The 12334-nt window shown below is 65.0% G+C and carries 8 protein-coding genes; 7 read left to right on the top strand and 1 reads right to left on the bottom strand.

The features are described 5' to 3' along the window. Positions 1-147 precede the first annotated feature (147 nt). The 3 genes from L979_RS03205 to L979_RS03195 all read left to right on the top strand — a co-directional run bounded on the left by L979_RS03205 (position 148) and on the right by L979_RS03195 (position 2028). The gene (locus L979_RS03205; RefSeq protein ID WP_052209409.1) at positions 148-711 is read left to right on the top strand and encodes a DUF805 domain-containing protein; all 564 of its coding nucleotides are present in this window, start codon (positions 148-150) and stop codon (positions 709-711) included. A 147-nt stretch (positions 712-858) separates the two neighbouring features. Beyond that, positions 859-1443, top strand: coding sequence for a hypothetical protein (locus tag L979_RS03200; RefSeq protein ID WP_081993672.1), 585 nt, complete (start codon positions 859-861; stop codon positions 1441-1443). 156 nt (positions 1444-1599) lie between these two features. Continuing rightward, positions 1600-2028, top strand: coding sequence for a hypothetical protein (locus L979_RS03195; RefSeq protein ID WP_047689113.1), 429 nt, complete (start codon positions 1600-1602; stop codon positions 2026-2028). A gap of 68 nt (positions 2029-2096) precedes the next feature. Here L979_RS03195 and L979_RS03190 read toward each other — a convergent pair whose 3' ends face one another. Next, on the bottom strand, positions 2097-2306 hold the full coding sequence (locus L979_RS03190; protein ID WP_231559370.1) for a heavy-metal-associated domain-containing protein: 210 nt from the start codon (positions 2304-2306) through the stop codon (positions 2097-2099). A gap of 482 nt (positions 2307-2788) precedes the next feature. Between L979_RS03190 and L979_RS03185 the strand changes: the two genes are divergently transcribed. The 4 genes from L979_RS03185 to L979_RS03165 all read left to right on the top strand — a co-directional run bounded on the left by L979_RS03185 (position 2789) and on the right by L979_RS03165 (position 12150). Continuing rightward, the gene (locus tag L979_RS03185; RefSeq protein ID WP_047689110.1) at positions 2789-3658 is read left to right on the top strand and encodes a hypothetical protein; all 870 of its coding nucleotides are present in this window, start codon (positions 2789-2791) and stop codon (positions 3656-3658) included. Positions 3659-3666: 8 nt separating this feature from the next. Then, complete coding sequence (locus L979_RS03180) at positions 3667-5754, top strand: glycoside hydrolase family 15 protein (protein WP_052209408.1); 2088 nt, start codon at positions 3667-3669, stop codon at positions 5752-5754. A 77-nt stretch (positions 5755-5831) separates the two neighbouring features. After that, positions 5832-8252: a polysaccharide pyruvyl transferase family protein gene (locus L979_RS14315; protein ID WP_052209407.1), complete on the top strand. Its 2421-nt coding sequence runs from the start codon at positions 5832-5834 to the stop codon at positions 8250-8252. Positions 8253-8388: 136 nt separating this feature from the next. Beyond that, the gene (locus L979_RS03165; protein ID WP_231559369.1) at positions 8389-12150 is read left to right on the top strand and encodes a proline dehydrogenase family protein; all 3762 of its coding nucleotides are present in this window, start codon (positions 8389-8391) and stop codon (positions 12148-12150) included. The last annotated feature ends 184 nt before the right edge of the window (positions 12151-12334 follow it).

Below are 12334 nucleotides of genomic sequence, written 5' to 3'. Positions count from 1 at the left end.
AGCAACGTCCTCAGTGGCGTTGCTGCCGCCGCGCCGTGTTCTGACTCGACTGGGCCCGTCATGATCTGTCATCAAAGTGCATCTGGGGCTTGCGGAGGCATACGTTTGCAAACGTCAATATGAGTTCCCCTCCTCAAGAAAGCAGTCATGAGCTACGGAATCAACCCTCAGGAACCTGACTCCCAGAACGGCGCACCGCAGCCTGCTGGTCAGTCCCCCTACAGCCAGCCCAGCGCCGGCAACAATGCGGTCGGCCATGGCGCTCAGGGTTACCCGGTGGGATCCCAGCCCGGTGAGCAGGTCAATTTCATGGGCGCCATGAAGAATTTCTTCCGCAAGTACACCCAGTTCAGTGGTCGTGCATCGCGCTCCGAGTTCTGGTGGGCTTATCTGGGCCAGTCATTGATTTTTTTGGCATTGCTGGCCCTGTTCATCATCGCACTGGTCACCATGATCTCCAGCGCGGACCCATACACCAATGAGCCTTCCGGCGGGGCCCTGGCCTTCTACCTGCTCACGCTGGCCTTGATCGGTCTGGTGAGCTTGGCGCTGTTGGTTCCAACCATTGCTGTCACCGTGCGGCGCTTGCACGACACCAACCGTTCGGGCTGGTTCTACTTCATCAGCTTCGTCCCGATGGTGGGTGGGATCATCCTGCTGGTCCTGTGTGCCGGGGAGCCTGACCCCGCAGGTGCTGCTTACGACGCATGAGAGTCAGGGGCGGCCAACGCGCCGTCGTCGTGCACAACCAACGGCAGTGGCCGGGTCACGTGACCCGGCCACGGCCGTCTGCGTAACGGGGATTGCGGGTTTACAGTGGCTGGGACCCGTTGAACTCAGCTTGAAAAGAAGGACTCCGTGACCCAGGAGCATTCCGCAGCCGCCCTCCGAGCACTGGCCGCCCCCACCTTGTTCCGAGCCGGTGTGGCCCTGGCTTTCGCGGCAGCCACCATTTTTGTGACCGCACCTTCCCATGCGGTGGGAACGTGGCTGCTGGCCCTGTGGTTCGCGGGGACGGGGGTCGGCATGCTCTGGACGCAGCAGCGTGCTGCTGAACACCCCAGCCTGGGGCTGGACGGGCTGGAGGCCTCCCTGCGTTCTGCAGGTTTCCTGGCGCTGTTGGCCGCGGTGGCGGTTGTGGTGTTGGGCGGCAGCTTGATGTCCCTGGTGTTGGTGGTTTCCGTGGGTCTGGTGCTGGTGGGCCTGCCTGAACTGTGGGTGGGTTCCACTCGGCGCAAGGTTCATCCGTTGGGGCGCGACTGGGCTCTCACGGGGTTGTTGGCTGTGGGTGCGGCCATCGGTGTGCTGCTGGTTTCCGGCCTGGACATGCACGCGGTGCTGGGCGTGACTGGTGGTGCTGCCATCGTCTCCGGGGTGTTCCTGCTGCTGGCGGGTTTGTCCCTGCGTCACGACGCCGCACGCCGGGAGGCCGCGCAGCCGTGAGCCACGGTTGCACCGGCCGCGTAGACTGGGCCGGTGTGCCAGAGACGCTTGGAGCGTCCCGTAGGTATGACCACAGACCAAGATTTCACAACACAGCGCGTTGCGCCTGGGCAGTCAGGCCCAGCCGTCACGCAGCCACCACAGGAGGAACACCCAGTGTCACGCCAGTCCCGGAAGTCCCAGCGGCGCGCGCCGGACGTCAAGGGGCCCCTGGCCGTGTCCGCAGTGCTGGGTTTGGTGGCCGGTGGCGTGACCAGTTTTGTTGCAGCCGGTGGCACTCAGGACGGCATGCGCGTGGACCTGGGCCTGATTGTGGGCGGCATCGCGTTCATCGCCTCCGTGGTGGTCTGCGCCACGCTCATGATGTTGGAGAAGCCCAATGATCCTGGCTTGGGGGAGGGTTCCGGGGTCAACCGGTCATCGGCCAAGTTGTACGCGCAGCGGCGCGCTCAGCGTCGGAGCACGCAGGCCGGTCCCGCCAGCGGCCAGCCGGGTTCGGCGGCTTCTGCGGACACCACTTCACCGGAGGCCAGGGATCACGACGGCGGCCCGGAGTTCGGCAAGCGCGTCCATCCGGAGCAATAGAACTCTTGCCGGACAAGGCTCGGACATGAGATGAGCCCGTCACGTTGGGGGCGGGCTCATCTCATGTCTCAAACCACCACGTATCCGGCCTCGTCCACCGCGGATTCGATTTCCAGCGGTGCCAACTCGCGGGTGGATGTGATGGTCACGGGGGAGGGCAGTCCCTCGCGCAGTTCCACGTCCACGTTCCGGACGTCCTCAATGCCCATCAGTTCTTCCGTGACGGCCTTGACGCAGTGTTCGCAGGTCATTCCGGTCACGCCAATGGTGATCTCCACGCGGCATCGCTCCTTCAGGTGAGATGTGTTGCCAAGATCCACCCTATGCCCTTGCGCCAGCCGTGTGCGTATGCAAACCTTGCATTAGCGAATGAGGATCCGTCCGTGGTCATTCGCTGCAGATGCCTGGCGGTGTGCCTCACGCTGTCAGTGCATGAACACGGTGCTGAGGTTCCGGCGTGAGCAGTTGCTGGCGCGCACCGTGGGAGCACCGACCTGGTTGAGAACCAGCCAGGTGGAAGGGGGATGCCCCGTGCCGCTGTTTGGGAGAGCAGCAGCACGGGGCGTCTCCGTCTGCATATCAGGCAATAGGTGTTCTGACATGCGGCGTCACGATGGATAACGTTTGCACATCAACTACGCCGCGCCCCGGGGGGACGCAGTAAAGTGTGAGGACCACCACCAGAGCCACCCCGCCGCTGAGCTTCCCTCACCCCTCATGTGCTCATCGGCGCTGCGGCCACCCCAGAAAGATCAGGCGCATGATCTCCGGCCCGTCCACCCTCCGTGGCATTCCAGCCTGTGCGCTGGCCGCTGCCTCGTTGGTGATCGGGATGCCCGTTGCTGGGGGTGCCACGGCCTGGGCGGTGGATGACCTCCCCTCGCCCGCGGCTTCACAAACCCCCACTGCCCCCGATGACACGTCGTCTGCGGCCCCGGTCCAGATGGATCCACCGATGGCCTCCCCGGGTCCGACCCAGGTGGAGCCGGGCACGCCGTCGCCATCTGCTGAACCTGGGACTGCAGTCTCTCCGGAGACGGGTGAGAGCGGCGGTGCCCAGCTCATGTTGGTGGGCACGGTGGTGAACCAGGGCGTGGTGCTGGACCCCACCGTCACCTTGACTGACCTGGCCACCGGGCGTGAGCTCGGTTCTGCCTCCACCAACGCAGCAGGTGACTTCCGCGTGAGCCTTCCGGCTGACGCTTTTGCAGATGTTGATTCGATCGGAGTGACCGTCTCCGGCACCACGCACAGTGGCACCCAGGTCAGTGCATCCGCTGTTGAGGCTGCTGGTGAGGACCCCATCACGGCGCAACGGGCCACCCAGGACTCCTTGCTGGTCATGGTGGACACACCACAGGTCCCCGGAGGAACGCCTGATGCCAGCGTGGTACTGGGATCAGAGGCATCAGTCCTGGAGACCGCCCACGTCCCCGCGGAGAACTCCGAGGCCCAGCCTGGCGAGCTCAACGCTGGAACCCAGACCCGCCAACCCAGCGCCGAAGCCCGCAGCCGGTTGCAGCTCACGGGAGCAGGTGCCGGCCCCGCCGTCATTGTTGGCTCTGGACTGGTTGCCGTGGTGACCCTGGGCGCGGCCATGGTGGTGGCGGGTCGCCGGCGTCGTTCATGATGTAGAGCATGGCTTCCCTGATCGAGGACTACGCGCTGCTCTCCGACATGCAAACGGGCCCCTTGGTGTCCAGGCGCGGGTCCGTGGACTGGCTGTGCGTTCCGCGCTTTGACTCCCCGGCAGTGTTCGGTGCACTGCTGGGCACCGCCAAGGACGGCCGCTGGCTGTTGGCCCCGGCCGCCACCGTGGAGCACGACGGCACCGAGTTGCCCGAGCAGTCCTGGCAGGAGAACTGCCGGGTGGGGGAGCGGTTCTACGCGGAGAACACCTTTGTGCTGCAGACCGTGTGGATCACGGATGCAGGATCCGTACGCGTCACGGACTTCATGCCGCTCACGGAGGACCTCAGCCTGGTGCGCCGCGTGGAGGGGCTCACCGGTGAAGTGGAGATGTTCCAGGAAGTGCGGATGCGCTTTGACTACGGTCAGCTGATGCCGTGGGTCTCCCAGTTCGAATCAGCGGAGGACCCGGTCACGGAGAACCCAGGGGCCACGGAAGTCATTGCGCTGGCCGGACCAGATGCCATGGTGCTGCGCGGGGAACCCATCCCCGCATTCATCCGTGACCAGGAAGGCCCCAGACACGCCGGCCGGTTCACGGTGGCGGCCGGGCAGACCCGCGACTTCGTGTTGACGTACTTCCCGTCGCATCGCACCCCGCCGGCACCCATGGACGTGGGGGAACAGCTGCGGGAAACCAAGCAGCTGTGGCGGGACTGGGACCAGCAGTGGAGTGTGGAGAATCCACGCGAACTCGACCACCACGTGCGGCGCTCGCTGTTGGTGATCCGTTCCCTCATGCACCAACAAACCGGTGGCCTGGCCGGGTCAGCCAGCGCAGCGCTGCCGGAGAAGATCGGCGGAGACCGGAACTGGGATGCCCGATTCACCTGGGTGCGTGATGCCACCTTTGCCCTGGAGGTGATGCTCAACCACGGCCATGACCGTGAAGCTCTGCAGCTGCGCAACTGGTTGCTGCGGTGCCTGGCGGGGGATCCGGAGGCGTTGCAGAGCGTGTACGGACTGGCGGGGGAGCGGGCCACGTCTGAGCATTCGCTGGACCTGCCGGGCTATGAACGCTCACGGCCCGTTCGCGTGGGCAATGGTGCGTCCCGGGCACACCAGTCGGACACGGTGGGGCACGTGTTGGTGGCCTTTGAGAAGCTGCGACGTCGCGGTTTGGAAGAGGATCGGTTGTCCTGGCCGCTGCAGAAGGCGCTGCTGGGTCATGTGCTCAAGCACTACGAGGACGCCGATCAGAGCCTGTGGGAAATGCGCGGGGACCCGCAGTTCTACACACATTCCCGGGTGATGATGTGGGCCGCACTGCAATCCGGTGTGGACGCAGTCAAGATTCACGGTCTGGACGGTGACCTCCAACTCTGGGAGACCCACAGGGACCAACTGGCGCTGGAGATCTGGACCTCTGGTTATGACCCCGCCCAGGGCAGCTTTGTGCAGCACTACGGGTCAACTCACGTTGATGCCTCCTTGCTGTTGTTGCCCACGGTGGGCTTTGTGGCTTGGGATGATCCCCGCATGGTGCGTACCGCTGCCCGCATTGCCCAGGAACTCAGCGACGACGACGGCCTGTTGCGCCGGTACCGCAACGTTCACCTGCCACCGGACTCGCCGCCCGAGGATTTTGAGTCCCAGGTGGGTCAGGACGGTTTTGCCGGGGAGGATGCCGGACACCTGAGTGTGACCCTGTGGCTGGTGGTGAATCTGGCCCACAGTGGTGAGGTGGAGCGGGCCCGGGAGGTGTTGGAGGCTGTGTTGAAACGCGGCAACGACCTTGGCCTGTTGGCTGCTGCCTACGACGGGGACCCTGATTCCGGTGGGCGGATGCTGGGCAATCTGCCGCAGGTGTTGCCGCACCTCAGTCTGATCCAGGCCATCGACGCCATCCATCACGTGACGGCAGGTTCGGCGCACACGGGGCTGTTGGATGACCCGGACAACGACCCCCGACCGGATCAACCCGACCAAACACATGAGTCCGGTGCCGTGGCGCTGCCGGCCATGCAGGAGGCGCTGCGGCAGGCGGGCAATGCTGCTCTGCGTGAGTCCGACGGTGACACTGCCTACGGCAGGTGAGAGACCCGTGAGTGAGGATGGACACCAGCCGGGTGCCCGCCCCTGACGGCAACCCGGGTTGTGGGAGGATTTCGGTCATGCGTGTAGCCATCCTCAGCGACATCGGTCAACCCACTTACCACGTGGGTGACGAGGCCATGTGCCATGCCGCGGTGGCTGCACTGAAGGCCCGGGGCATCACTGATCTGGTGCTGCTCACGCGAAATGTCCAGGAGACCTTGAGCCAGTACGACTCCGTCCAGGCGGTCCCCACGCTGACTTTCCCGTGGCCGCCGGCCCAGCGCCAACAGCGCCTGGAAGAAATCGACCAGCTGTTGGCCGGGCAAACAGAGGCGATACCCGAATCGGACCCGGTGTTTGCGCTGATCGAGGTGCTGCGCGGGGTGGATGCGGTTCTGGTGGCCGGTGGCGGCAACATGAACTCGGAGTTCGGGTGGCTGCTTTACGAACGCGCCGCCGTCGTGCGGGTGGCCGAGCGCCTGAACAAGCCCGTGGTGTTCAGCGGCCAGACGCTGGGGCCCAATCTGTCCCCGGTGGACCGTGAGGTGCTGCGTGAGACCTTGGAGAAGGCAACGTTGGTGGGCTTACGGGACCCTGAGTCCTACCGCCTGGCCAACATTTTGTGCCCCAACCACCGTGGTGTGCGCGCCTGTGCGGATGATGCCACCGGCTGGGCCCTGGACGCCCTGAGTTCACGCTGGTCACAACACGGTTCAGAGAACCAGGCCGGTACCACCACTGCGGTGCCCACCATCGACCAGGCCGTGGATGGCCATGCGGACACCACCCCTGTTGAGGTGCGCGAATCCGGGGATCCCACCCGTCCGCGCATTGTGGCAACGTTCGCCAACCGCACCGGAGCATACGGAACGGAAGAGGCGGCGGAGGCCTACGCCGTCGTACTGGATTCCCTGGTGCATCGCACGGGCGGTTGTGTGGAGTTCGTTCCGCACATGGCGCAACCGGGCGAAAACGACCATGACCCGGCGTTTCACCGCAAAGTGGCCGTGCGAATGCACAGCGAGTCCGTACACCGTGAGATCGAATCCGCCGCTGCAAGTGTGCGGCGAACCCTGACCGCAGATTACGTGGTGACCTCCCGCTACCACCCGGTGGTTTTCGGGTTGGCCGGTGGTGCCACGGTGCTGCCGGTGGCGGTGGACAACTTTGCGGAAGTGCGCATGGACGGGGCGTGCGCCACCTGGGGGATCAGCGGTCAGGTCATGCCATTGGGTGCGTTGTTGACCCCGCGTTCCGTGGCGTGGGATCTACGTGAAGCCGCTCAGAAGTGGACCCAGGACATGGTGGAGGGCCGGGAGCAGTTCTCCGATGACCTCCTGGCCAGGCGAGCCGCCGTCCGCGCCAACGCCGCTGCGTGGTGGGACACCGTGGCTGTAGGCCTGACAGGATCAGCACCTGTACCGTCGGAACTGGCGGAAGTGCCACCTGCCGGAGCGGGTTCGGAGATTGCGCGAGCCCTGCGCCGGGACTGGACACGGCCCCAGGCACCGGTGCTGGAATCACACCGGGCCACAGTGGCGATTGTGATGCGCACCAAGGACCGTGCCATCTTGCTGGAGCGGGCCCTGGATGACGTCCTGGCGCAGAGTTTTGCGGACTGGCGCCTGGTGATCGTCAACGACGGCGGCGATCCCCAACCCGTTGACGCCCTGGTGGCAGCACGCGAACGGGAATTCGCGGGCCGGGTCTCCGTGATCCACAACCGGAGGTCCTACGGCATGGAGGCCGCCTCCAACATCGGCGTGCGGGCCACGGACAGCGAATTCCTGTGCATTCACGACGACGACGACCGCTGGCACCCCCTGTTCCTGCAGCGCACCGTGGCGTACTTGGAGCGTCCGTCCTGCACGGATGGTGGCGTGATGGTGCGTACGGAGATCGTGTACGAATCGGTTGACCTGAAGGCCGAACCGCCCGTGATCCATGAAACGGGACGGGAGATTTTCTGGGCGCAGTTGCACTCCATCACCTTGACGGACCTGATGGAGATCAACCGGGCCCTGCCCATTTCCTTCCTGTACCGCCGATCCATGCACGGGGTGATCGGCGACTACGACGAAACCTTGCCGGCAGTCGGTGACTGGGAGTTCCACCTACGATTCGCTCAGGCCGCCACCATCGGATTCATTGACGGCTTGCCCTTGGCCTTCTGGCAGCAGCGCCCGGAGCAGGCCGGCGAGTTGGGCAACTCCATGATCGCCGGAGCTCAGCACCACCGGCAGTACGACCTTGCTGTGCGGGAGCGCCACTTCCAGGAGTGGACCCGGGAGAACGGGATCGGGCTGCCGCTGTTCATGGCGCGGGAGTTCAGCAGCGTTCGGCAACGCATTGAGCACCTGGAGCGGCAGAACGCGGAACTGGCAGTCTTGTTGAGGGAACAGCAGCGGGAGATGCACAACGTGGCCAACGTGCTGGCGGACAATTCGTTCTTCGGTTTCATCAAGCGCAAGCTGCGCCGATTCTTTGGCATTTCCTGAAGACCACCGGCCCGCTCAGGTAGCCGCACCAGCGCGGTGTCCGGCCCGGAATGTGCTTGCCGGAGCATGTGACACAGCAGACATGTGAGTCCCTTAGAGTATTGTCACCGGCCCATTTTTTTGCCCTGTGGAGACCATGGCCGGAGGCCGTGGGAGTGCCACGGTTCCGTCCCAGGGCGAGCTGAAAGAGGGCGCACACGTGTCCAACACCATGCCTGAGAACCCCGGTACCGGCCAGAGACCCGACACGGACCAGCAGATTCCCGCCACCACCCACGGCGGTGCCGATCAGTTGCAGGGCCTTGAAGGTCTGACTGATCTTGTTCAACCCGCCGTTGACCAGGTGAGCGCCTGGTTGGACCGGGCCGATCGTGTGGCCAAGGAGGGCAAGGCATCCTCCCCAGGAGCTGACCGCCTCTCCGCCATCCTCAAGGACCCGGACGGGCTGGAGTTCACCACTGGTTTTGTGGACCGAGTGGTCCGCACCGAGGACAGCAAGGCAGCGGCCAAGGCATTGCAGCGGGTGGCCAAACTGGCACCCAAGAGCTTGTCCAAGGTGGACCGTTCCCAGATTCTGGCCGGTGGAGTGTTCTCTCGGTTGGCTCCGGCCGCCGTGATCCCGGTGGCCCGGGGTCGCCTGCGCCAGATGGTGGGACACCTGGTGGTGGATGCCCGCCCTGAGCCGTTCGGCAAGGCCGTGGCCAAGTTCACCGAGCAGGGCAACCCCCTCAACATCAACCTGCTGGGTGAGGAGGTCCTGGGAGACGAGGAGGCTGACAAGCACCTCAAGGACGTTGACGACCTGCTGGAGCGCTCGGACGTGGACTACGCCTCCATCAAGGTCTCCTCCGTGGTGGCTCAACTCTCCCACTGGGGTTTTGACGGCACCGTGACCCGCGTGGTGGACCGCTTGCTGCCTCTGTACCTCAAGGCAGCTGCTGCCCCGGCCGGTACCAAGTTCATCAATCTGGACATGGAGTTCTATTCGGACCTGCACCTGACCACAGAGGTGTTCATTGAACTCCTGGACCGTGCTGAGCTGAAGGACTTGGAGGCCGGAATCGTGGTCCAGGCCTACCTGCCCGATGCACTGGGCGCCATTCAGCGTCTTTCCGAGTTCGCGGCCCAGCGCGTTGCCGACGGCGGCGCCCAGATCAAGATCCGCCTGGTCAAGGGCGCCAACCTGGCTTTGGAGAAGGTGGATGCCGAGGTCCACGACTGGCCCCTGACCACCATGCCCTCCAAGCAGGCGACGGACGCCAACTACAAGCGCGCCTTGGCCTGGGCTTTCACCCCGCAGCGGCTGTCCGGAATGCGGATCGGCGTTGCCGGGCACAACCTGTTCGACATCGCATTCGCCCACCTGCTGGCCGAACAACGCGGGGTCACGGACCGGATCGAATTCGAGATGCTGCAGGGCATGGCCGTGGAGCAGTCCGTGGCGGTGTCCGAAGATGTGGGCCGAATCCTGCTCTACGTCCCGGCCGTTCGCCCCGCCGAGTTCGACGTGGCCGTCTCCTACCTGGTCCGCCGCCTGGAGGAGAACGCAGCCAGTGAGAACTTCATGTCCGGGATCTTTGAGTTGGCACCCGGCAACGCCATCTTTGAGCGTGAGGCCGCCCGGTTCAAAGCCTCCGTGCAGCAGTTGATGGAAGAAGGCATCGCCCTGGATGGTGACCAGGCACCTGAGCCGCACCGCAACCAGGACCGCGCGGGCGAGGCCAACGGTGGTTACCAGGGGCACCAGCCGCTGGATCAGCCTTTTGTCAATGAACCTGACACGGACGTGTCCGTGCCGGCCAACCAGCAGTGGGCCGCCGAGATCGCCGAACAGATCACGGACCGCCGCTGGTACGACTCCCTTGCGCTGCCCGACGGCCTGGATGAGGACGGGGTCGCCGTCGTCGTGGAAACCGGGCGGCACGCCGCCAAGCAGTGGCAGGCCCGGGGAGCGCGTGAGCGCGCGGAGATCCTCAACCGCGCCGCTGACATCCTGGGGGAGCGCCGCGGTCACCTGATGGCCGTTGCCGGCGCTGAAACCGGCAAGGCCCTGCCGCAGAGCGACCCCGAGGTCTCTGAGGCCATGGATTTCTGCCGCTGGTACGCGCGCCGGGCCCTGGAACTGGAGCAGGTGGACGGTGCGGTGTTCGACCCGGACACCCTGGTGCTGGTGACCCCGCCGTGGAACTTCCCGTTGGCCATTCCGTGCGGTTCCACGGTGGCGGCGCTGGCGGTGGGGGCCGCCGTGATCCACAAGCCCTCTCCGCAGACCAAGCGCTGCTCGGCTGCGATCATCGAGGCGTTGTGGGATGCAGGTGTTCCGCGTGAGGTGCTCCAGCTGGTGGACTCCGTGGAAGGCGACACCGGCAAGGCGTTGGTCTCCCACCCCGGTGTGGACCGGGTGCTGCTGACCGGCGGATACGAAACCGCTGAACTGTTCGGTGGTTGGCGCACCGGGCGGCCTGTGACCGGTGAGACCTCCGGCAAGAACGCCCTGGTGGTCACACCCGCAGCCGACCGCGACCGAGCGGTGTGGGATCTGGTGACCAGCGCCTTCGGTCACGCAGGACAGAAGTGCTCTGCGGCGTCCCTGGGCATTCTGGTGGGCTCCGTGGGGACCTCTGAGCGTTTTGAACGCCAGTTGCTGGACGCCGCCGAATCCATGGTGGTGGACTGGCCGCAGAATCTGCAGGCCGTGGTGGGCCCCGTCATCAAGGAACCGGAGGGCAAACTGCGCCGCGCCCTGACTCAACTCGACGACGGCGAAACCTGGCTGCTGGAGCCCAAACAACTGGATGACACGGGGCGGCTGTGGCGTCCCGGGATCAAGAAGGGCGTCAAACCCGGATCCTTCTTCCACCTCACGGAGGTCTTTGGCCCCGTGCTGGGGCTCATGCACGCCAAGGACCTGGGTCAGGCCCTGGAATGGCAGAACGCCGTGGACTACGGGCTGACTGCCGGTGTGCACTCCCTGGACGCCACAGAGGTTGAGCGATGGCTGGAGGGTGTGAAGGCCGGCAACCTGTACGTGAACCGGGGGATCACGGGTGCCATCGTGCAGCGTCAGCCGTTCGGTGGTTGGAAGAAGTCCTCTGTGGGGCTGGGCGCCAAGGCTGGTGGGCCCAACTACCTGGCCCAGCTGGGGACCTGGTACAAGGCAGGATTCCACCGGGACACCACCGGCGGCAGTGCCCACCCCGTGGTCTCGGCCGTGCTCTCCTCCGCGGAACTGGCCAACACGCTGCCGGAACCGGACCTGGCCTGGTTGCGTTCATGCGCAGCCGTGGACCAAAAGGCCTGGGACGGTGAATTCGGCGTCACCAAGGACCCCACCGGCCTTTCTGTGGAGGCCAACCTGTTCCGCTACCGTCCGCGTCGTGTGGTGGTGCGCGCAGCTGAGGATGCACCCGTCACGGACGTGGTGCGGGTGGGACTGGCAGCAGCGCGCTCCGGTTCCCATGTGGTGCTCAGCCCCGCGCCGCGAATCGCTGACGAGTTGCCGCTGGTGGCGCGGGACCTGTTCTCAGGTGTTCTGCCTGCGGCCACCGATGCCGAGTTCCGCGAGCAGGCGGTGGCCCGCGTGCTCAGCGGTGACGCCGTGGAGGCTGACCAGGCCGAGGCAGCCGGGGCCAGCGACACCGAATCGCAGCGAACCCCGGCCGAGGACCTGCACGCCGGTGCCCGCATCAAGCTGATCGGCACGGACGTCAATCTGGGTGCCGCACTGGGGGCAACTCCGGACGTCGCAGTGCTGAGCCACCCGGTGGTTGGAGCTGCTCGAGTGGAACTCATGGAAATGCTCCATGAGCAGGCAGTTTCCATGACCATGCACCGGTTCGGAAATCCGTTCCCGGATATGGAATCCCTCAAATCTCGGCTGATGACAACCGTTTCATAACAAAATCTTGTTGTGGATGATTCGGGGCCAAGATCCTGTTGTGATGGACAACTGCGGGATCTTGGCCCCGAATGCACATCACGATTCATACCTATATGATGATGCATCATCAGGGGTGCAAGTTCTGCACGTCAAAGAACCTGACCAAAGCCAAGAGATTCAGTGCAGCCCAAGGGGTGCAGCA

Origin of the sequence: Kocuria sp. ZOR0020 (genome assembly GCF_000800955.1) — a bacterium.
In the GTDB taxonomy this organism is placed as follows: domain Bacteria; phylum Actinomycetota; class Actinomycetes; order Actinomycetales; family Micrococcaceae; genus Kocuria; species Kocuria subflava.
This window is presented reverse-complemented; position numbering and strand designations above follow the sequence as displayed.

What these genes read in the sequence shown, in the direction of transcription:
- L979_RS03180 (WP_052209408.1), top strand. Translation starts at nt 3,667, where the DNA reads ATGGCTTCCCTGATCGAGGACTACGCGCTGCTCTCCGACATGCAAACG.
- L979_RS03205 (WP_052209409.1), top strand. Translation starts at nt 148, where the DNA reads ATGAGCTACGGAATCAACCCTCAGGAACCTGACTCCCAGAACGGCGCA.
- L979_RS03185 (WP_047689110.1), top strand. Translation starts at nt 2,789, where the DNA reads ATGATCTCCGGCCCGTCCACCCTCCGTGGCATTCCAGCCTGTGCGCTG.
- L979_RS03165 (WP_231559369.1), top strand. Translation starts at nt 8,389, where the DNA reads ATGGCCGGAGGCCGTGGGAGTGCCACGGTTCCGTCCCAGGGCGAGCTG.
- L979_RS14315 (WP_052209407.1), top strand. Translation starts at nt 5,832, where the DNA reads ATGCGTGTAGCCATCCTCAGCGACATCGGTCAACCCACTTACCACGTG.